This window comes from Pauljensenia sp. UMB9872 (assembly GCF_030212665.1).
GTDB classification, from domain to species: Bacteria; Actinomycetota; Actinomycetes; order Actinomycetales; family Actinomycetaceae; genus Pauljensenia; species Pauljensenia turicensis_B.
Genome location: NZ_JASOER010000021.1, coordinates 1 through 21,037 on the forward strand (window position 1 = coordinate 1; position 21,037 = coordinate 21,037).

The following is a 21,037-nucleotide window of genomic DNA, read 5'->3' on the forward strand; positions in this document are numbered from 1 at the left end:
GCAAAACACAAAAACGGTATGCACGGCCCACTCTAATTCAACATGCTCACCCACGAGAGCCTCTCACCTTTTCCAAACAATAAGGCCGTGAAACCCCAAAAGGGCTTTCACGGCCCACTCGTATCCACCACCAACCACACCCGATCACCCAAACACCGGAACAACAGTCGGCAACGTGTCCGATGCTACAATCCGCCTGTGACGATAGACCGCCTTCTTTTTCTCATTAGGGTGGAATGCTTGTTCTATGAGTGAAATGACCAATCAAGTGTCGTCGGGCTACACTATCGAAGGTGCCCCCGATGGCATTCAGGCTTACCGTTCAGCCGCCCATGATCGTCTTGCCCACCAGTCACGCGTGGTGTTGCGACTCGGTCAGATGCTCCTGGCAAGCGGTGCCAGTGCATATCGCGTAAAAAACTCAATGGCAACGCTTGCCAAAGCAGTAGGTATCGCAGAGCATCATGCGCAAGTCACCTACACGGAGATCATCGCCACCGCATATGCGAACGGCACCTTCCGTACCGGTCTTGCTGAACAACGCCAAATGGGAGTCAATGCCGACCGTATCGACAGGCTGAACAACTACGTCGCTTCCATTAAAGGCCAGGCAGTTCTGGTTGAAGACGCTGACAAAGCGCTTGACGAAATCGAACGGGTGAAGCCACTGTATGACTGGTTTCCGAACGCCGCAGCATCTGGACTTGCCTGTGCTGCCTTCTCATTCCTGAACAGTGGTGGCTGGGTTGAATGCTCAGCTGTTGCAGTCGCAGCATTCTTTGGCCAGGCGCTTCGTCGTCAGATGCTCCACCGTCACATGAACCACTTCGGCGTGTGGATGAGCTGCGGTGCAGTCGCGGCGCTGATCTACATCCTTCTTGTTGCCCCTGCACAGCACTTCCTTGGACTCGAGCCTACGCACCAAGCTGGCTTTATTTCAGCAATGCTGTTCCTGGTCCCTGGCTTCCCGCTAGTGACGGGCATTATTGACCTGGTCCGACACGATTTCCAAGGCGGTCTAGGTCGTCTGACGTACGTCTTCATGCTCTTGTTGTCTGCGGGCGTCGCCACCTGGGTAGTGTCAACAGTCTTCCACTGGTCTGTCACTCCCGAATACATCTACATTCTTGTCCCCTGGTTGGACTACACTCTGCGGTTCATCACGAGCTTTGTCGCGGCATTTGGCTTTGCTGTCCTGTTTAACTCACCAACCCGAGTAGCGGGAACGGCGGGATTGATTGGTGCTGTTATCAACGTTGGGCGTCTTGCTCTGGTGAATGAGTTCGATGTTCAGACGCCCGCTGCTGTCGGTCTTGCAGCCCTTGCAGCAGGCCTCCTTGCAACGTTTGCAGCGAAGCGTACGCGGTTCTCCCGAGTGACGTTGTCTGTCCCGGCTGTGGTCATCATGATCCCAGGTGTTCCGTTTTACCGTTCGCTCACCTACTTGAACAACGGCCAGATGTTCGAAGCCCTCCAGTCGCTATTCACCGTTATTTTCACGATCGTGGGTATTGGCATAGGTCTTGCTTTGGCGCGAATGCTGACGGATAAGAACTGGCTAACGGAATCGGCACCCGTTGTTCCTCTCTTGGACGAGGGCCTCCCAGATCCGTTCAGCGCTACGAACAGCGCTGACACGGTGGCCAATGACCACACTTTAGCTGAAGTAAATGAAACAGTTGGAGCTACCGGCGGTGAAGAGGCTCTGAGTGAGCAGTCGCTTGCCGAAGAAATAACACCAGACGATACGTCCTCAAACCAAGAATTGAGCGACTAACGTAGCGTCCGACTTTTCATAGGTGTGGGGCCACAGGCACTGCCTGCGTTTGGAGCAGAGGAGCATTCTGCCTAGCACTATGGGGTGGGCTCGCGGTGGTCGTGCGCCCACTTCCGCCTGGCGCGTAGGGGGACGAGGCTCCAGCTGAAGCCGAGGACAAGATGCATCGGACGAGAAGGTGCTCGGTGACGAAGGATCATTCCTTGGAATACTCGAAGGTGAAGCAATACCGTCATCGACCTACAGTTGCCAGTCCGCCGGTGCAGGACCCCACGAAGGATCGGGGCTCCACCCCGGCTCGGGAGTAAAACCTTCAGGCGGTTTCGGCCAGTTAGGTGATGGATTGAAACGCAAAACCACGGAACGCTTTTCGAGCAAACAATGATGGGGCGTCACCATTCTAAGAGAGGGGAGCATTCAAAGGGTGTGAAAGCGTAAGGCAAGCAAGCGGTGCTCTCATCTCGTCGAATTTAAGATAAAGAACCGGGCGGGTACCACGTGCGTGGTGCCCGCCCGGCCTCGTCATTGAGAGAGCAGCGGAAGGTGAAAGGATCAGCTCAGTCCGCCGAGGATCTGGGCTACGAAGATCTTGCCGACCATTGCGACCGGGTAGATCAGAGCGTAACCAAGGGCAACGCGTGGATCCGAGTTCGTGCGGCCGTTGGCGAATGCCAGAACAGCAGGCTGGGTCTGCAGACCGCCGAGGAAACCGGACAGCTGCGTGCCACCCATCTTGAAGATCCAACGCATGACAACGTAGGTGCCAACTGCGAGGATTGTCGTGATGACGAAGCCCAGGATGAAGATCCTGATCCAGTCACCGGAGGTGAAGGCGTTCGCAATCTGTCCACCAGCGTTGGCGCCAGCCTGTGCGAGGAAGACCAATAGACCGAACTCAGAAAGAACCTGGCAAGCGGTGAAGGGCAGAGCAGTGACCAGCGGTCCGATACGGCCCAGACGACCGAAGACCAAGCCAACGATCAGGGTGCCTGCTGCCGAACCTATCGAGAAGTATTCACCGGACGGGGTCAGGATCGGGAGCTCACCGATCGCGATACCGAGCGCCATACCGAGACCCAGCGCGATCGGGTTCAGGTCCGAAAGGCCACGAGCTGAGTCGCCGAAGAATTTCGTGATGGCTTCCATCTTGGAGGTAGGAGCAACAACGCGAACACGGTCACCCTGCTGAAGGATTAAGCCCGGCTCGGCAACCATGTCAACGTCACCGCGACGCACGCGGGAGATCGTTGCGGAGAAGTGCTTCGCCATCTCCAGGTCAGCAACCGTGCGACCGGCAACCTTCGGGTCAGAAACTGTCATGCGACGGAAGTCAAGGTAAGTGCGATCCTGCATGAGGGAGTGTGAAGAAGCGTGGCCCAGCTCAGTTGCTGCGCGAGCAACCAATTCACGAGGACCAATGACGGTCACCAAGTCACCCGGATCCAGAGTGTCAGACATCGACGGACGGGTGATCGGGCCGGTCTCGCCACGACGCAGACGCGAGAACGTGACCTTCGAACCGAGCTTCTCGTAAATGTCGCCAACGAACGGGTGATCGTCGCGCTCAACGCGGATTGTACGGTTCGCCAGCGGGGAAGGAGTATCGCGGTCGTTCTTGCCGTAGGAGAGCGCTGCGGCAGAAGCTGCGAGCATACCGATAACACCGAACAGGTAGGCAATCGAGTAGCCGACAGTTGCGCGGTCTAGCTGACCGGAGGCTTCGCCGGCGGCTGCAAGAGCAGGGGTGTTCGTGACCGCGCCAGCGAACGTACCCGAGATCAGCGCGATATCCATGCCGAGGGCCTTACCAACGCCAAGGCCAACGCCGGCCGCGACGATGTAGAGCACAACGACGGTCAAGATCGGGCCGACAGCGGTCTTCAAGTTATGGAAGAAGGAGGCGCCGGAGTTGATACCGATAGCGAAGGTAAAGAGGGTCAGGCCGAGCGTGCCCAGCTGCGGGGTCACGCGAAGCTCGATGCCGTATGCCTGTGCCCACGCCGCCAAAATAATGGCGAAGAACAGAACGGCCGCAGCACCGAGACTGATGCCCTTAACCTTGATATGGCCAAACGCCATACCGATGCCAATGAGCAGGAAGAGGAAGAGAACTGGCTGCTCAGCCAGCAGAGCGAATACTGTTTCCACAGCTACGACTCCAATGTTGTGTTGACGGAGTAATCACGCCCATTATTGCAGGTCTGTCCACAAATATTGCAGGTGTGTCCACAAAGGTAATTAGTCCATCGTCCTATCTGTGACGGATAAAGCGCCGAAAACCTATCGTTTGTGTCACGTATGCAAATGAAACGACAAAGGCGATGAGATTCAGATTCCGCAGTGTGAGACAAGCGGGGGCACGGTGCCCTAGCGGGCATACGGTTTAAGCGTGTTCAACATTCTCTCGGTTGGTATTTCCGTCCTGGTCATCGTACCCGGGCGTGCGAATCCTGCCGCGTGAAAACGGATGGATCGCACGCCTTATCCCCAACGCCATGACGCGGCTGGGGATTTTTTGTTGAGATCCACCCACACATAGAGAGGACCCAGCGGTGACAGACACTGCTCCTACGCAGACGATGACCGGGGCGCAAGCGATTATTGCTTCCCTTGAAGCTCTCGGCGTGACCGACGTGTTCGGCATGCCCGGTGGCGCAATTCTTCCTACCTATGATCCGTTGATGAGCTCAAAGCTCAATCACATTCTTGTGCGTCACGAACAGGGCGCAGGCCACGCCGCTGAAGGCTACGCTCTTGCCACCGGCAAGGTCGGTTGTGCGATTGTCACATCCGGCCCGGGTGCAACAAACACCCTGACAGCGCTGGCCGACGCAAACATGGACTCCGTCCCCATGGTCGTGATTTCAGGTCAGGTGGGTGCCTCCCTGATTGGCACCGATGCATTCCAAGAAGCCGATATTGTTGGCGCCTCGATGCCACTGACGAAGCATGCGTTCCTTGTCACCGACGCTACAGAGATTCCATCTCGACTGGCTGAAGCCTTCGAGATTGCGTCGACTGGTCGTCCCGGCCCGGTCCTCGTTGATGTCACGAAGTCCGCGCAGACTGCCCAGATGAACTTCTCTTGGCCACCCGCCATGGACCTGCCCGGTTACAAAGAAGCTGCCAAGCCTCACAAGCGCCAAGTGCGCCAGGCTGCAGAGGCAATCCTTCAAGCGCAAGCCCCGGTGCTGTACGTCGGCGGTGGCATGATCCGTTCGGGTGCAACCGATGATCTTGCTCGACTGGTTGAGGCAACCGACGCTCCGGTCGTCACTACTTTGACCGCACGTGGTGCATTCCCAGATTCTGATTCACACACCTTGGGTATGCCCGGTATGCACGGAACCGTGGCAGCCGTAGGTGCTCTGCAACGCTCCGACCTGATCGTCACACTCGGTGCTCGCTTCGATGACCGCGTGACCGGCAACCTCGATTCTTTCGCGCCTCGTGCGAAGATCGTGCACATCGACATTGATGCCGCTGAGATCTCGAAGAACCGATTCGCGGACATTCCGATCGTCGGTAACCTCGCCGACGCGCTTCCGATGCTCGTTGATGAAATCGTCGCGATGAAGAAGAAGGATCAGGGCGAGGATATCTCCGGATGGTGGCGTTATCTCAACCGTCTGAAGGACCGCTACCCGATGGGGTGGACGAAGACTGAAGACGGCATGATGGCCCCGCAGGAAGTCCTGTCGCGACTGTCCAAGATCGTAGGCCCCGATGCTATCTACGTGACCGGCGTTGGCCAGCACCAGATGTGGTCGGCTCAGTTCATCCAGTCCGACAAGCCGAGGCACTTCATATCCTCGTCTGGTCTGGGCACCATGGGCTTTAGCATCCCCGCCGCCATGGGCGCCCAGGTCGGCAAGCCGAACAACGTTGTGTGGGCAATCGACGGTGACGGTTCGTTCCAGATGACCAACCAGGAACTGGCCACCTGCACGGTGAACAACATCCCGATCAAGGTCTGCCTGATCAACAACTCCGTGCTCGGCATGGTGCGTCAGTGGCAGTCGCTGTTCTACGACAAGCGCTACTCCAACACAACGCTCAACCCCGTTGACGGAGAGCAGATCCCGAACTTCGAAATGCTCGCCACCGCCTACGGTATGGCAGCGCGCACCGTCCGCTCTATCGACGAAGTCGACGAGGCTATCGAATGGGCCATGTCCATCAACGACCGCCCTGTCCTGATCGACTTTAGAGTCTCGAAGGACTCCATGGTGTGGCCGATGGTCGCAGCAGGTGTGTCGAACGATGAAATCCGCTATGCCAAGGGTATGGCACCCGACTGGGATGTGGAGGACTGAAAATCATGGCACAAACACATACTCTGAGCGTGCTTGTTGAAAACAAGCCCGGTGTCCTAACCCGCGTCTCGGCACTGTTCGCGCGTCGCGCATTTAACATCACCTCGCTTACTGTGGGTGAAACTGAGCATCCCGAAATCTCCCGCATGACGATCATCGTCAAAGCAGAAGACCAACCCTTCGAACAGGTCACCAAGCAGTTGAACAAGCTGGTGAACGTGCTCAAGGTCGTGGAGCTTGAACCGGAAGACTCCGTGGAACGTCGCCTCCTCCTGATCAAAGTGCGCGCCGACGAAAAGCGTCGCACCGGCGTCCTGCAGGTTGTCGACCTCTTCCGTGCTCACGTCGTCGATGTGCAGACGGAAACGGTCGTCATCGAATCTATTGGCTCACTATCTAAACTCGAAGCACTTGTCCGCTCCCTTGAGCAGTACGGTGTGACAGAAATCGTCCAGTCGGGTGCCGTGGCGATCGGTCGCGGATCACGCTCGATCACGGATCAATTGAAGGAGAAATGACAATGACTGAGATCATCTACGACGACGGTGCAGATCTGTCGATCATCCAGTCCAAGAAGGTTGCCATCATTGGCTACGGCTCGCAGGGTCACGCCCACGCGCTCAACCTCAAGGATTCCGGCGTCGACGTGGTTGTTGGTCTGCGTCCGGGCTCTTCCTCATGGGACAAGGCTGAATCCGCTGGCCTGACTGTCAAGGACGTTTCCGAAGCTGTGGCCGAAGGCGACGTTGTGATGATCCTGGTTCCGGACCAGGTCCAGCGTTTCGTCTACGCAGAGCAGATCGCCAAGAACCTCAAGGACGACGCCGCACTGTTCTTCTCGCACGGCTTCAATATCCGCTACGGCTACATTACCCCCGAAGCCGGCCACGACATCTGCATGGTCGCCCCGAAGGGCCCGGGACACACCGTTCGTCGCCAGTTCCTCGAAGGTAAGGGTGTTCCGGCCCTCGTCTGTGTCGAGCAGGACGCATCCGGCCAGGCGCTCGCGCTCGCACTGTCCTACGCCAAGGCAATCGGTGGCACCCGCGCAGGCGTCATTGAGACCACCTTCACTGAAGAAACCGAAACCGACCTCTTCGGCGAGCAGGCAGTCCTCTGCGGTGGCGTTTCCAAGCTTATCCAGTATGGCTTCGAAACCCTGACCGAAGCTGGCTACAAGCCCGAAATGGCCTACTTCGAGGTCTGCCACGAACTGAAGCTCATCGTTGACCTGATCAACGAGGGTGGCCTGACCAAGCAGCGTTGGTCCTGCTCCGACACCGCAGAGTATGGCGACTACGTCTCCGGCCCGCGCGTCATCGGCCCGCAGGTTAAGGAAGCCATGAAGGAGGTCCTTGCCGACATTCAAGACGGCACCTTTGCCAAGCGCTTCATCGCCGACCAGGACAACGGCGGCCTCGAATTCAAGGCGCTGCGTGCAGAAAACGAAGCGCACCCGATCGAAAAGACCGGCCAGAAGCTCCGCAAGGCCTTCGGTTGGACCTCGGCAGACGCCGACTATACCGATGGTTCCGCAGCTCGCTGATCGATTCCGCGCGAGTGCTGTCGCCTTCCACTAGGGAAGCATGACGGAGGCTCGCAGAGACATTGTGGTGGCCACCCTCAAGGTGGCCGCCACATGCATATACGAGTGGGGGAATGAGCTAGCGTCGGGCTACCTGCGCAGTTGCAAGGAATACCGGGTAGTCACGCCCCGACTTCGAAATCGTCATCACCGTGGAGACGAGGATATTCTGGCAGCCACGTTCGTGGAGCAACTGCTCAACGAGAGCACGTTCGGTGCCGTGATGAGCCGGAACAATATCCCCGTCAGCATGGTAGGAACCGTCGTCCGCATCCATATCCGCCAGAGCAACCCAGCCACCCGGCCGCACTCGCTCCACAAGCGCACGGATCACCGAGCGCTGATCCTTCATATGATGCAGAGCCATCAGCGACACAATGACGTCATATTCCTGGGAGGGAACTTCGCTGACCCACTGCTCCGCGTCACAGAACAGGGCATCCATGCGATCATTCAGGCCGGCATCCGCAATGTTGCGGTGAGCAACTTCCAACATTCCCTGAGACGTATCACCCAGACTCACGTGATCGGCATGGGAGGACAGAGCCAGCCCCAGCAGCCCCGTCCCAGAACCGATATCGAGCCAGTGACCTCCCGAAGGGAGTCGTCGCATTATTTCTGAGGCGACGGTGCGTGCGCGTTCCCCGCGTACGGGAGAAGAATCCCACTGCTCCGCGTGGGCATCGAACGGAGAATTGGCCGTAGGAAAAGACGAAAGCATGGGAACAGTGTATAGGAGCCTGTCTAGGGCGTGCTGCCCGCTTGGGGCGTGAGGTGTGGAATGAAGAAGAGAAATGACGGCATCGAAAAGGAAAGGAGCGCGTGGGGAGGAATAGCGCAGGAGGATGTCCGCCTCGTCGGGGAAAGGATCCGCATGGCGGACGTTTCCGCGCACACAGACGCAGCTCAGCACACTGGATGTATGCGCACGATCAAATTGGCCGTGATTCCCGGCGACGGTATCGGTAAAGAGGTTGTTCCCGAAGGCCTGAAAGTTCTGACCAAAGTCCTTGAAGGTTCCGACCTGGAACTTGAAACGACTCACTTCGATCTGGGCGCTGACCGCTGGCACCGCACCGGCGACACCCTGACCGACGAAGATCTTGAAGCAATCAGGGGAAACGACGCTATCCTTCTGGGTGCTGTTGGTGACCCGTCGGTTCCCTCCGGTGTCCTTGAACGCGGTCTGTTGCTGAAGCTCCGCTTCGCTCTCGATCACTACGTGAACCTTCGTCCCTCGAAGTACTACGAAGGCGTTGCCTCGCCACTGCGCACCCCCGACAACACGGACTTCGTTGTTGTCCGTGAAGGCACGGAAGGCCTCTACTGTGGCAACGGCGGCGGAGTCCGCGTCGGCACCCCGCACGAGATCGCAACCGAGATTTCAGTCAACACTGCTTTCGGTGTTGAGCGCGTTGTACGCTACGCGTTCGAAAAGGCCAACGCTCGGCCTCGTAAAAAACTTACTTTGGTGCACAAACACAATGTCCTCGTGAACGCCGGACACCTCTGGCGCCGCACAGTCGAAGCCGTCGGAGCCGAATATCCTGACGTCGCCGTCGACTACTGCCACGTTGACGCGGCCACGATCTACATGGTCACCGACCCGCAACGCTTCGACGTGATCGTCACCGACAACCTGTTCGGCGACATCCTCACCGACGAAGCGGGCGCAGTCACCGGTGGCATCGGCCTGGCCGCATCGGGCAATATCAACCCCGACGGTGCATTCCCGTCGATGTTTGAGCCCGTCCACGGCTCTGCGCCCGACATTGCAGGTCAGGGCAAGGCTGATCCGACTGCAACGATCTCCTCGGTCGCACTGTTGCTCGACCATATTGGCAAGCCGGAACTGGCAGCCAAGGTGGAAGCCGCCATCGAAAAGGACATGGCCGGCCGCGTTGCCACCGATAAGACAGGCACTCCGCTGGTTCGCTCCACCTCCGAAATCGGAGACGCAATCTGCGCGGCACTTGCCTGAGCGTATTCTCACCGACTGATGCGCGCCTAGGGTCACATGACGGAACCTCGGCGAGCATCGTCCTATCCACACATATCCTTGACGTAACGCCTACGAAGAGGAGAAATAATGACGATCCAAGAGCATGTGCCTACTCAGCTGGAATCCTTGGCTGCTCAGCCGATTGGATCCGGTGACGAGCTTGCAGGTCGTTTCCCTCTTACCATCAACCCGAATCCTGCGTCGCAGACAGAATACGACGCGGTGATGAATGATCTGACCTTCGGCTGTCAGTTCACCGATCACATGGCGCACATGCGCTGGATCAAGGGTGAAGGCTGGACGGATCGCGGTGTGATTCCTTACGGTCCGCTGGATCTTACGCCGGGTGCTGCGGTTCTGCACTACTCGCAGTCCGTGTTCGAAGGCATCAAGGCCTACCGTCACGATGACGGGTCGATCTGGACCTTCCGCCCGACTTTCAATGCGGCGCGCATCAACCACTCGGCTCGTCGTCTGGCTCTGCCCGAGATGGATCGCGAAGACTTCGTCGCCTCCCTGGTTGACTACGTTCGCGCGGATTCGAAGTGGGTTCCCGAAGGTGATGGCACCAGCCTCTACCTTCGCCCGTTCATGTTCGCGTCCGAGGCATTCGTGGGTGTCCACGCCGCCCAGGTGGTCGACTACTACGTGATCGGCTCGCCGTCCGGTCCGTACTTCAAGTCCGGCTTCACCGGTGTTGCGATCTGGGTCGTTAAGGGGTACCACCGTGCAGGCCCGGGCGGTACCGGTACCGCGAAGGCGGGTGGCAACTACGCTGCGTCTCTGATGCCGCAGGAAGTCGCTGCTGAAAAGGGCTTCTCGCAGGTCTGCTTCCTGGACACCTACGAGGAAAAGTATCTCGAAGAGCTCGGTGGCATGAACATGTTCGTCGTCATGGCTGACGGCACGATCCGCACGCCCGAACTGTCCGGTGTCATCCTTGAGGGTGGTACGCGTTCGGCAATCTGCCGTATGTTGCGCGAGCAGGGAACCGAGGTTCGTGAAGAAAAGATCGCTCTGGACGAACTGGTTGCGGGAATCCGCTCCGGCGTGGTTTCGGAGATCTTCGCGTGTGGCACGGCCGCCGTCGTCACGCCGATTACTCGCCTTACGAATGACGACTTCGATGTGGAGCTCCCCGTTGGTGAAAAGACGAAGGCTATCCATGCTGAGCTGACCGGTATCCAGATGGGGCACCGTCCGGATCCGTACAACTGGCTCTACCGCCTCGCCTGAGTTTCACGTTTTTAACGTGCGGCCTCGTTGTTTTTTATCGACGAGGCCGCCTCCATATACAAGACTGGGCTGTGGGACGAAGTCCCACAGCCCAGAAACTTTGTGAGGGGCGGAGTTGGATCACTGATCAGCCAGGCGTGCACCTTCAGTCAGTGATTCGAGCTTTGCCCAGGCGATCGACGGGTAGACGCGGCCACCCAGGCCGCAGTCGGTCGATGCGACAACGCGTTCCTTGCCAACGATGTCGGTGAACTGGTCCTAGCCCTCGGCAATACCCGGAGCATCGAATGTGACACAACGGTCTGTTCATTCAATGACCTCGTTGGGCACGCGTAAACCAATCCTCTTAGGCTTAACGCATTACCTAATTACTAGGAGGACGTTCATGAGCCGGCAGCTTCGCTCCGCGACTTCAACGCAGGGCCGCAATATGGCTGGTGCCCGTGCGCTCTGGCGCGCGACGGGTATGAGAGATAGCGACTTTGGGAAGCCGATTATTGCCGTCGTTAACTCGTTCACCGAATTTGTGCCTGGACACGTCCATCTTCGTAACGTTGGCAAGCTTGTCGCTGACGCAATTGTTGAAGCCGGCGGCGTTGCCAAGGAAATGAACACCATTGCCGTCGATGACGGTATTGCGATGGGCCATGGTGGCATGCTCTACTCGCTACCCAGTCGCGAAGTCATCGCCGACTCCGTTGAATACATGGTAAATGCCCATTGTGCGGATGCCATGGTCTGCATCTCCAACTGTGACAAGGTCACGCCCGGCATGTTGATTGCTGCGATGCGCCTCAACATCCCCGTTGTTTTCGTCTCCGGCGGCCCGATGGAAGCTGGCAAGAACATTGATCCGTCCGTGATCATTGGCGACGCAAAGACCGGCCACGGCAACCTCATCACCGTTATGAATGCGACGGCGAACGACGAGGTTTCCGACGATGCGCTGCTCGCCATCGAGAAGCTTGCTTGCCCGACCTGTGGTTCCTGCTCCGGCATGTTCACCGCGAACTCGATGAACTGTCTGACTGAGGCCCTTGGCCTGTCGTTGCCCGGCAACGGTTCAACCCTCGCCACCCAGGTTGCTCGCCGCGACCTGTTCGTGCGCGCAGGCGAAATGATCGTTGACCTTAGCCACCGCTACTACGACGAGGAAGATGATTCCGTCCTGCCTCGTAACATCGCGAACAAGGATGCCTTCCGCAACGCGATGACACTGGATATGGCGATGGGGGGGTCCTCGAACACCGTCCTGCACCTGCTGGCAGTTGCGCACGAAGGTGGAATTGACTTCGATCTCGAAGACATCGCAGAACTGGGACGCACCGTCCCGTGCCTGTCCAAGGTTGCACCGAACCACAATGACTACCACATGGAAGATGTCCATCGAGCAGGCGGTATTCCGCGCATTCTGGGTGAACTCGACCGTGGTGGGTTCCTCACCCACACCGTCCACACCATTCACTCGCCGTCGCTGGACGAGTGGCTGGGAGCATGGGATCCGAAGTCGCCCACCGTCACCGACGAAGCGATTGAACTCTGGAAGGCAGCGCCCGGAAACGTGCGCACCACCGAAGCGTTTACTACCTCGAATGAGTGGGCTGAACTTGACCTCGATCAGGAAAACGGTTGTGTCCGCGATATCGAGCACGCCTACACTGCAAATGGTGGCCTGACCGTTCTCTTCGGCAACCTTGCCCCCGAAGGCGCCATCATCAAGGCAGCCGGTATTGACCCGTCTCTCTTTCACTTCGAAGGCCGAGCGCGCGTCATGGAATCCCAGGACGAAGCCATCGAAAAGATCCTCGATAATACCGTCGAAGCTGGCGACGTTGTTGTCATTCGCTACGAGGGACCCGCAGGGGGGCCGGGTATGCAGGAAATGCTCTACCCGACCTCCTTCATCAAGGGACGAGGCCTCGGTAAAGCCTGCGCCCTCATCACCGACGGTCGCTTCTCCGGTGGCACGTCTGGCATCTCCGTTGGACACATTTCACCCGAGGCGGCTGACGGTGGTCTGATCGGCCTGATCGAAGACGGTGATCCGATCATCATCGACGTGAACGAGGGTCTTCTGCAGCTCGATGTCCCCGAAGAGGAAATCGAACGCCGTCGCGTAGCCCAGGAAGCACGCGAACACCCGTGGACTCCGCTGAACCGTGACCGTGTTGTCTCACCCGCACTGCAGCTCTACGCCGCAACGGCTTTGAGCGCATCGAAGGGCGCAGCACGTGACGTCTCGCGCGTCCTCCGCTGAACGTTGAATCAGTGGTCGCGGCCTCGTCGATTGTGATGAGGCCACCCACCCATATCTGAACGTTCAGCCCAACACGACCTGACCAGACCAAAGCGCACACGCGCTGAACTCGAGGGAGCTGGCAATGAGCGAACACGTTGCCCTGTACGACACGACCTTGCGCGACGGAGCCCAACAGGAGGGCATTTCCCTGTCCGTCGCTGACAAGCTCGTAGCACTGCCCATTTTGGACGAGCTGGGCGTCGACTACATCGAAGGCGGATGGCCGAGCGCGATTCCGAAAGATATGCAGTTCTTCCAGCGCGCTCGCGGCATACAGTTGCATCACGCGCGCCTTACAGCCTTTGGTGCCACCACGAAAGCCGGCGTTCGGGCATCCGAGGACCCGCAGGTTGCTGGGCTTGCTGAATCAGGCGCATCGGTCGTCACGCTGGTTGCGAAGTCGGATCCTCGCCATGTGACGCGTGCGCTACGAACAACGCTCGAAGAAAACCTGCGCATGGTGCGTGACACCGTCGAATACCTGACGGGCGAAGGCATCGACGTCATGGTCGATCTGGAGCACTACTTCGACGGGCTCGCATTCGATCCTTCATATGGAATTGAAGTGATGCTTGAGGCTGCGCGCGCTGGAGCCATCGCAGTTATTCCGTGTGACACGAACGGTGGAAACCTGCCGTCGACTATCGGTGCGCTGACGGTGCGTTCGCGTCAAGCTTTGGATAAGGCCGGGTGCGGTTTAACGGTGCTCGGCATTCACACTCACAACGACACTGGGTGTGCGGTAGCGAACACCATTGCTGCCGTGGAAGCGGGGGCGCGTCAGGTTCAGGGTACAGTCAACGGCTACGGTGAACGCACCGGTAATGCGAACCTGCTAACGTGTGCGGCGAACCTGCAGATCAAGTGCGGTTTTGATGTGATCCCGGACGATGCGCTTTCGTCGCTGGACTCCGTGTCCCACCGCATTGCGGAGCTCGTGAACATCACGCCGTTCGCGCGCGACCCCTACGTTGGAACCTCGGCATTCGCGCACAAGGCTGGTCTGCACGCATCTGCGATCCGCGTTGATCCCGATCTGTACCAGCACATCGATCCCGCCCTGGTGGGGAACGGCATGCGGATGCTGGTATCCGAAATGGCTGGAAAGTCCTCAATCGAGCTGAAGGCTGAGGAGCTCGGCATCGACCTGACTGCTCTTCCGAATGCCGCGGCTCTGCTGGCGGCAAAGGTGAAGGAACGCGAAGCTGCCGGCTACACCTACGATGCTGCCGACGCTTCTTTCGAACTGCTGGCGCTGGGGGAACTGGGGCAGATGCCACGCTTCGTCCGCGTCGAGTCCTGGAAGGTGACGACTCAGGAAATCGCTGAAGTCAAGGGCGATCCCTTCGCCGAATCGGAAGCGACCGTCAAGATTCACACGGAACGCCGTCACATTCGAACGGCCGAAGGAAACGGGCCTGTGAATGCTCTCGACCGGGCACTCCGTCACGTGTTGACTCGCGACTACCCGGTGTGCGCGAGCTTCAAACTTTCTGACTTCAAGGTGCGTATTTTGGACGAGGATCGTGCGGGCACTGATTCCACGATTCGCGTTCTGATTGAAACCACTGACGGACACCGCTCCTGGTCGACCGTTGGTATCGGTACGGACATTATTGAGGCCTCGTGGGAAGCACTCTTCGACGCCTACATGTGGGGGCTGTTGCATTCGGGCGTGGCGCCGCTGTTGCGTGAGTGAACTTCAGCTGAAAACGCTGGCGCGATTCGCATTGCGGGGCGTGGCGGGGGACAATTGAGCCATGCATGGAGAGTACAAAGTTCCCGGTGGCAAGCTCGTCGTTGTTGACTGCGACGTGGAAAACGACTCGATTGTGAATGTGCGCCTCTCTGGTGACTTCTTCCTTGACCCCGATGATGCGCTACTGCGTATGACGGGCGCGCTTGAAGGTGCTCCCGTATCACTGTCAGGTGTTGAGATCGCTTCGCGTGTTGAAGCTGGCCTAGATCCCGATGACGTTCTCATGGGTATTACGCCCGCCGCTGTTGGCGTGGCCGTGCGTCGTGCTCTGGGACATGCGCTCTCTTGGGATGACATCGATTTCGAGGTCATTCACGGTCCCGTTGTTGACCCGATGATTAACGTTGCCATGGACGAGACCCTGGTCGAAGATGTTGCGGCTGGTCGCCGTAAGCCGTTCATGCGACTCTGGGAATGGAACGGCCCACAGGTTGTTATCGGTTCCTTCCAGTCCTACCAGAACGAGATCCAGCAGGATGGCGTCGAACGCCATGGCATTACCGTGTCTCGTCGCGTCACCGGTGGCGGTGCTATGTTCATGGAGCCCGGTAACTGTGTCACGTACTCGCTGGTCATTCCGACCGCTCTGGTTGAGGGAATGAGTTTCGAACAGTCGTACCCTTTCCTGGACCAGTGGGTCATGGAAGTCCTGGCAAAGCTAGGTGTGAAGGCGAAGTATATTCCGCTGAATGACATTGCGTCCGAAGCGGGAAAGATCGGCGGTGCAGCACAAAAGCGCTGGTCAAACGGCTATATGGTTCACCACGTGACAATGTCCTACGACATTGACGCAGTGAAGATGAACGAGGTCCTGCGCATCGGCATGGAAAAAATCCGCGACAAAGGAACCCGTAGTGCTGTCAAGCGCGTTGACCCGATGCGCTCTCAGACCGGCCTGCCACGCGAGCAGATCCTCGACACCTTTTACGACCACTTCAAGACGAAGTACAACGCTACTGACGGTGAAATCACTGAAGCTGACATCCAGCGCGCGAAGGAACGGTGCGAAACGAAGTTCGCGACCTACGAGTGGGTGCACCGCATTCCCTGATTGGTCAACGCTGTTCCCCGTGGCTTGTCTCAGTCGCGGGGAACAGCGTTGTCAAGAGCTAGTGATTATCGAGAGCTGAGAGACGTACTCAATTCCTCGCAGGAAACTCCGGTCTCCGCCGACTTCTCGAATCAGATCAAGGGTGAGATAGTCAGGCGTCATGCTCATGTCCCAGTGTTGCACCTAGCCCAGGTTTCGCGCCCCGAAAACGGCGGTGCCGACGCGGACGATTGTTGCGCCTTCAGCGATCGCCCAGTGAAGATCATTCGACATTCCCATCGACAGTTCCAGCTTGCTCATCGCGTACGAGACCCCGATTCGATCTCGGATCTCGCGAAGCTGGGCGTACGCGGAGCGAACATCAGCCTCGATGGGGGAATTCAGCCCAACTGTCATGAAGCCACCGAGCTTCAAATGTTCTGACCTCACGACTGCCTCAACGACAGAATCAACGCCTGCCGGCTGGCACCCGTGTTTCGTGTCTTCACCGGACACGTTGACCTCGATGAAAACCGGCAGGGAAGTGGAAAGACGCTGGTCGATCTTCGTAGCAAGCGCTACAGAATCGAGAGATTCAATCAGATCGACGCACGCCAAAGCTTGATTGATCTTGTTCGATTGCAGTGGTCCGATCAAATGTAAGTGAGAACCTTCAACGCTACGGATAGCATCAACGGTATTTCGGGCTTCCTGAACGCGATTGTGACCAAGCAAGATCGGCTGGCCAAGGTCTTTCAACAGCCGTGCAGCGTGCGCGCATTCCTCGGCGGATCGCGTCTTCACGGCAAGCTCGAGCGCAACTTTTTGCGATGCCCCATACTGGGTGCGCGTAGCCTCAATCCGTTCCAACGCTTGCTGAATTCCCACCTGAATGCTCATAGGTGAATCGTACGGCAGTCCGGCCTCGTGCCCCCTGAATAATCCCTGACGTGCCCTGAACAACTGACTTTCGAAGGGCGCGCCCAACGTGCACGCGAGATAATTGATGTAGCTTCACCAACGACTTCAAGGAGACCTTGTGCGCACGCTACTCAACATCATTTGGCTACTCTTCGGTGGCATCTGGCTCTGGCTGGGATACCTGCTGGCCGGCGTCATCGCGTGCGTTTTCATTGTGACGATCCCGGCTGGCCTGGCGTGCTTCCGTATCGCACAGTACGTGCTCTGGCCGTTCGGACGTAGTGTTGTGCCTCTGCCAAATGCAGGCGCGGGATCGGCTCTGATGAACGTCGTCTGGTTCCTGATCGCTGGACTCTGGCTCGCAATGGGGCACGTAGTAACAGCTGCTACGCAAGCCGTGACGATCATTGGTATTCCGGTGGCGCTCGCGAATCTGAAGATGATTCCGGTGACTTGCTTCCCGTTCGGAAAGACCGTGGTTTCTGATCCGCGCGCAGTAATCATCTGAGCAGGTGTATCCAAGTGGGGAAAAAGAAAGCGAATTCGAGTTCGCCGTCGGGTCCGACTCGTGCGATTGAAGCATTGAACAAGGCCGGAATTTCCTTCACATTGCACGAATACGAGCATTCGCCCGAAGCCCGCACGTACGGTGGTGAAACGGTTGAGAAGCTCGGTGTTAATCCGGCGACTGCGTTTAAAACGCTGATGGTCAAACTTAATACCGGCGAGTTCGTTGTCGGGATTATCCCGGTTCTTCATCATTTGTCGATGAAGCTGATCGCGAAGGCTGCAGGTGCGAAGAACGCTGAGATGGCAGATCCCGCTGTCGCACAGCGTCGTACGGGATACGTGGTGGGCGGGATTTCTCCGCTGGGACAGACGACTTCGCACCGTTTATTTGTTGATGAGTCCTGTTTGGACCATGACATGATGATCGTGTCAGGTGGTAGGCGCGGCTATTCGGTGGAGTTGAGCCCGCTGGACTTTATCGATGTGTCAGGCGCCGAATGCGTTCCGCTGACTGCGATCGACTAGGTGAATACAGGCCCGGCGGCTGCTGAGCCGTGAGAGATGAAAACCCTGAAGTGGGCGTGCGAGTGGTCGAGACTGGTCGGTGATAGTGACCGCTCGTCCGGTTTCGGCGACGAGGCGCACGATCCGTCCGGATCGTTGGTTGAGTTCTCGAAGAGAAACCATCGGTTCGTTGCCTCTTGAAATGCTCATATTGCCGGTGTAGCGACTCAATGTTCTACACGTTCTACATTGGAGAGGGTGCAGTAGCCCCTCAGGGAGTACGTGAACTTCTTAGTACGTGAGCTTCTTAGTGCGGGCCTACGGACAGCAGGGTCAGCGCGACTGAGCCTTGGCGATCGGATTCAACAAGGTCGATCAGGGCGACGAGGCGCCAGTCGCCATCGCCATTCGGATCAAGCAGTGTCTGAGTCGCCAACCAATACGTGTGGTCACCGTCCGCCTCGGCGCCAGCAACCTCAAGATCTGCGGAGGAAGGGTGCTCATTCAATTCGCACAATGAGGTCGACCGAGCTTCCTGATCGATCCCGATCCAGTCATACTCCGCCCAGTAGCGCTCTAACACGTGATCCCAACGTTCTTCATCCCACCCGGAATCGGCGTCCTCGCGCGCCAGAGCCTCAACCGCGTCGCGGCTCATCAGTTCTACACGATGGAACATCGCCTTACGCACTGCCGTACGGAACGCATGCTTATTCGTCGTAAACGCGATCGTTCCGTCCTCGTCAGCGCCGAACGCAACCTCGTTTCCAACCGTCTGTGTAGCCGGATTCGAGGCTGTGCCTTCAGCCAATGCCTCCCACTCGTCCAACAAGGAGGAGTCAACCGCACGAATCAGCGTGGCCAGCCAATCGATGATCGCCTCAACCTCGTCCGTCATCGCATCGTCGGGAATAATCTGCTTCATGCCACGATATGCATCCGTCAAATAACGCAGCAGCACGCCTTCGGAACGTCCCACGTCGTAACGAGAAACAAGCTCCGTGAATGTCATCGCGTTCTCAACCATCTCACGGACAACTGACTTCGGAGAAATCTCAAGATTCCCAACCCAAGGATTCGCCTTCACATAGGTTGCGAACGCCGGCTCCAACAGATCAGCCAACGGCATCGGCCACGTTACCGATTCCAATGCTTCCATACGTTCGTCATACTCCATGCCCTCGGCCTTCATCGCGGCGAGAGCCTCACCCTTGGCTACAGAACGCTGGGCAAAGAGCAGAGGACGAGGATCGTCGAGAACCGATTCCACAACGGACAGAACATCAAGCGCATATGACGGCGATTCAGGATCCAAGAGTTCAATCGCAGCAAGCGCAAACGGTGACAGTGGCTGATTCAACGCAAAATCATCGGGCAGATCAGTTGCCGCACGGAGCCTGGGACGATGTTCCTTCAACGCTTGAGCGGTAGAGACGTGCTCGACTACGCCCGCCTGCAACAACGAGGAGTAGATGTCGCCCAAGCGGCGAAGATGTGGGTTCGAGTCCTGGGGACGGTCATCGTTGCCCACGGCCAGCTCCACCAAATGGGCTCCAGGATCGCGCCTGGCAAGTTCCGCTCCGGCAAGAACATTCAAGACCATCGAGTGCGTCATTGAGAACTGTGAACGCAACTGTTCGGGCTGTTCTTCAGTTAAACGCGTGAACGTCGCCTTTGTCCACGAGATCGTTCCATCGCCAGGACCCTTACGCTTCTTCGCCTGCTTCTTCTGGGCGCGCTTCAACTCACGCGCGTCGCGAGCCGCTTCCTGGGCCGCACTGAGCTTCGCGCGCTCGCGGGCAGCCTCGATCTCATGCTCAGGAGCAAGAACACGCACATAGCCGACAGTGTCGAAGCCAGCGCGACCTGCACGACCAGCAATTTGATGGAATTCGCGTGCTGATAGGTGACGCATCTTGTTGCCATCGAACTTCACCAATGAGGTCAACAACACCGTGCGAATGGGCACGTTGATACCAACACCAAGAGTGTCAGTTCCGCACACGATGGGGAGCAAGCCCTGCTGTGTGAGGCGCTCAACCAGTCGGCGATAGCGGGGGAGCATACCGGCATGATGAACACCAATTCCCTGGGTGAGTAGAGATCGCAGAGCCTGACCGAACCCCTTCGCAAAGTTCACGGATGCAAGCTCGGCCTTGATCTTCTTCTTTTGGTCATCACTGATCAACGTGCGCTTATCAAATGATTGCGCAGTTGAAATGGCATCTTTCTGAGAAAAATGCACGATGTAGACCGGCCAGCGGTCCTCGTTTAGCAGGCGTTCAACCGTGTCATCCAAACGATCAACAACGTATTCAAATTCAAGAGGAACCGGGCGCTTCGCATTATCAATCAACGCAACCTTGCGTCCGGTGCGTTCCTGCCACGTGTGACGGAAGAACGCGGTGTCACCAAGCGTCGCAGACATCGCGACAAACTGAGGTTTTGTGAGCTCCAGCAGGGGAATCTGCCACGCCGATCCTCGCTGCGGATCCCCGTAATAGTGGAACTCATCCATCACGATCATGTCCGCATCCAAGGACGGACCTTCACGCAGAGACTGATTCGCCAAGATTTCAGCCGTGCAACAGATAATCGGCGCCAGAGGATTGAGGGACACGTCGCCCGTCACCATGCCAACGTTCTGCGCACCAAAGAGCGCGACCAGATCGAAGAACTTCTCTGAAACAAGAGCCTTCAGAGGTGCGGTGTAATACGAGCGCCCACCATTCGCCATCGACACGAAGTGCGCGGCCAACGCGATCATCGACTTGCCGGACCCCGTTGGGGTTGCAGCAATAATGTGCTTCCCGTCGAGGAGCTCAAGGAACGACTCTTCCTGATGCGGATACAGTGGCCTGCCCGTTGAGGCCGCCCACGAAGTAAACGCTTCGTAGAGCGCGTCAGGATCCTTCAACAGACCATCGTCTTCCAACTGGTCCAGAAGTTCGTTCAAGCTCGCTGTCATGGTTCCATTCTCCCAGAAAAACAACTGCTCCCAAACGCTCGCTATTCAATCTGTGGATAGAAGGGACAGGCGATGTGAGCCTGTGAATAACTGCCTGTTTAAGGAAACGCGCCCAGCGGTGTGCCTCGTA

Annotated in this window: 15 protein-coding genes and 1 pseudogene; 11 read left to right on the forward strand and 5 right to left on the reverse strand. The window is 57.7% G+C overall.

Translation table 11 applies throughout. The features are described from left to right. Nucleotides 1–247 precede the first annotated feature (247 nt). Complete coding sequence (locus tag QP109_RS08090) at nt 248–1,777, forward strand: threonine/serine exporter family protein (protein WP_101628560.1); 1,530 nt, start codon at nt 248–250, stop codon at nt 1,775–1,777. A 552-nt stretch (nt 1,778–2,329) separates the two neighbouring features. On the opposite strand, the gene QP109_RS08095 is transcribed toward QP109_RS08090, so the two are convergent. After that, complete coding sequence (locus tag QP109_RS08095) at nt 2,330–3,925, reverse strand: aspartate:alanine exchanger family transporter (protein WP_101628562.1); 1,596 nt, start codon at nt 3,923–3,925, stop codon at nt 2,330–2,332. Nucleotides 3,926–4,329: 404 nt separating this feature from the next. Here QP109_RS08095 and QP109_RS08100 point away from each other — a divergent pair, with 404 nt between their 5' ends. Genes QP109_RS08100 through ilvC form a run of 3 tightly spaced genes read left to right on the forward strand, consistent with a single transcriptional unit; the run spans nt 4,330 to nt 7,639 of the window. Then, entirely contained in the window at nt 4,330–6,093 is a 1,764-nt protein-coding gene (locus QP109_RS08100; RefSeq protein ID WP_285024276.1) for an acetolactate synthase large subunit, read from the forward strand. 5 nt (nt 6,094–6,098) lie between these two features. After that, a complete protein-coding gene (gene ilvN / locus QP109_RS08105) occupies nt 6,099–6,611 on the forward strand; it encodes an acetolactate synthase small subunit (RefSeq protein ID WP_006681797.1) in 513 nt (170 codons plus the stop codon). A gap of 2 nt (nt 6,612–6,613) precedes the next feature. Continuing rightward, complete coding sequence (gene ilvC, locus QP109_RS08110) at nt 6,614–7,639, forward strand: ketol-acid reductoisomerase (protein WP_179370540.1); 1,026 nt, start codon at nt 6,614–6,616, stop codon at nt 7,637–7,639. A 118-nt stretch (nt 7,640–7,757) separates the two neighbouring features. Here the strand turns inward: ilvC and QP109_RS08115 are convergent, their stop codons facing one another. Then, the gene (locus QP109_RS08115; RefSeq protein ID WP_285024277.1) at nt 7,758–8,399 is read right to left on the reverse strand and encodes a class I SAM-dependent DNA methyltransferase; all 642 of its coding nucleotides are present in this window, start codon (nt 8,397–8,399) and stop codon (nt 7,758–7,760) included. A 201-nt stretch (nt 8,400–8,600) separates the two neighbouring features. On the opposite strand from QP109_RS08115, the gene QP109_RS08120 reads away from it, so the two are divergent. Both QP109_RS08120 and QP109_RS08125 read left to right on the forward strand, forming a co-directional pair. Further along, the gene (locus tag QP109_RS08120; protein WP_285024289.1) at nt 8,601–9,659 is read left to right on the forward strand and encodes a 3-isopropylmalate dehydrogenase; all 1,059 of its coding nucleotides are present in this window, start codon (nt 8,601–8,603) and stop codon (nt 9,657–9,659) included. 108 nt (nt 9,660–9,767) lie between these two features. Beyond that, nucleotides 9,768–10,916, forward strand: coding sequence for a branched-chain amino acid aminotransferase (locus QP109_RS08125; RefSeq protein WP_285024278.1), 1,149 nt, complete (start codon nt 9,768–9,770; stop codon nt 10,914–10,916). Between the two features lie 120 nt (nt 10,917–11,036). Here QP109_RS08125 and QP109_RS08130 read toward each other — a convergent pair. Next, nucleotides 11,037–11,171, reverse strand: a pseudogene (locus tag QP109_RS08130) (epoxyalkane--coenzyme M transferase); the annotation flags it as partial. A 130-nt stretch (nt 11,172–11,301) separates the two neighbouring features. Between QP109_RS08130 and ilvD the strand changes: the two are divergent. The 3 genes from ilvD to lplAB all read left to right on the forward strand — a co-directional run bounded on the left by ilvD (nt 11,302) and on the right by lplAB (nt 16,025). After that, nucleotides 11,302–13,173: a dihydroxy-acid dehydratase gene (gene ilvD / locus QP109_RS08135; RefSeq protein ID WP_285024279.1), complete on the forward strand. Its 1,872-nt coding sequence runs from the start codon at nt 11,302–11,304 to the stop codon at nt 13,171–13,173. Between the two features lie 124 nt (nt 13,174–13,297). After that, complete coding sequence (cimA, locus tag QP109_RS08140) at nt 13,298–14,914, forward strand: citramalate synthase (RefSeq protein ID WP_285024280.1); 1,617 nt, start codon at nt 13,298–13,300, stop codon at nt 14,912–14,914. A gap of 61 nt (nt 14,915–14,975) precedes the next feature. After that, nucleotides 14,976–16,025: a lipoate-protein ligase LplAB gene (lplAB, locus tag QP109_RS08145; RefSeq protein ID WP_285024281.1), complete on the forward strand. Its 1,050-nt coding sequence runs from the start codon at nt 14,976–14,978 to the stop codon at nt 16,023–16,025. Between the two features lie 183 nt (nt 16,026–16,208). Here the strand turns inward: lplAB and QP109_RS08150 are convergent, their stop codons facing one another. Next, entirely contained in the window at nt 16,209–16,904 is a 696-nt protein-coding gene (locus QP109_RS08150) for a YggS family pyridoxal phosphate-dependent enzyme (protein WP_101628571.1), read from the reverse strand. Between the two features lie 139 nt (nt 16,905–17,043). On the opposite strand from QP109_RS08150, the gene QP109_RS08155 reads away from it, so the two are divergent. Together QP109_RS08155 and ybaK are read left to right on the forward strand one after the other, a co-directional pair. After that, nucleotides 17,044–17,433: a YccF domain-containing protein gene (locus tag QP109_RS08155; RefSeq protein ID WP_285024282.1), complete on the forward strand. Its 390-nt coding sequence runs from the start codon at nt 17,044–17,046 to the stop codon at nt 17,431–17,433. Between the two features lie 14 nt (nt 17,434–17,447). Beyond that, nucleotides 17,448–17,960 (forward strand): Cys-tRNA(Pro) deacylase, encoded by a 513-nt coding sequence (gene ybaK, locus QP109_RS08160; protein ID WP_285024283.1) that lies wholly within the window; start codon nt 17,448–17,450, stop codon nt 17,958–17,960. A gap of 286 nt (nt 17,961–18,246) precedes the next feature. Here ybaK and QP109_RS08165 read toward each other — a convergent pair whose 3' ends face one another. Continuing rightward, a complete protein-coding gene (locus QP109_RS08165; RefSeq protein ID WP_285024284.1) occupies nt 18,247–20,907 on the reverse strand; it encodes a DEAD/DEAH box helicase in 2,661 nt (886 codons plus the stop codon). Between the last annotated feature and the right edge of the window lie 130 nt (nt 20,908–21,037).

Coding starts and splice junctions, on each gene's coding strand:
- QP109_RS08150 (WP_101628571.1), bottom strand. CDS start 16,904: ATGAGCATTCAGGTGGGAATTCAGCAAGCGTTGGAACGGATTGAGGCT.
- QP109_RS08165 (WP_285024284.1), bottom strand. CDS start 20,907: ATGACAGCGAGCTTGAACGAACTTCTGGACCAGTTGGAAGACGATGGT.
- QP109_RS08090 (WP_101628560.1), top strand. CDS start 248: ATGAGTGAAATGACCAATCAAGTGTCGTCGGGCTACACTATCGAAGGT.
- ilvC (WP_179370540.1), top strand. CDS start 6,614: ATGACTGAGATCATCTACGACGACGGTGCAGATCTGTCGATCATCCAG.
- ilvD (WP_285024279.1), top strand. CDS start 11,302: ATGAGCCGGCAGCTTCGCTCCGCGACTTCAACGCAGGGCCGCAATATG.
- QP109_RS08120 (WP_285024289.1), top strand. CDS start 8,601: ATGCGCACGATCAAATTGGCCGTGATTCCCGGCGACGGTATCGGTAAA.
- ilvN (WP_006681797.1), top strand. CDS start 6,099: ATGGCACAAACACATACTCTGAGCGTGCTTGTTGAAAACAAGCCCGGT.
- QP109_RS08115 (WP_285024277.1), bottom strand. CDS start 8,399: ATGCTTTCGTCTTTTCCTACGGCCAATTCTCCGTTCGATGCCCACGCG.
- QP109_RS08125 (WP_285024278.1), top strand. CDS start 9,768: ATGACGATCCAAGAGCATGTGCCTACTCAGCTGGAATCCTTGGCTGCT.
- cimA (WP_285024280.1), top strand. CDS start 13,298: ATGAGCGAACACGTTGCCCTGTACGACACGACCTTGCGCGACGGAGCC.
- lplAB (WP_285024281.1), top strand. CDS start 14,976: ATGCATGGAGAGTACAAAGTTCCCGGTGGCAAGCTCGTCGTTGTTGAC.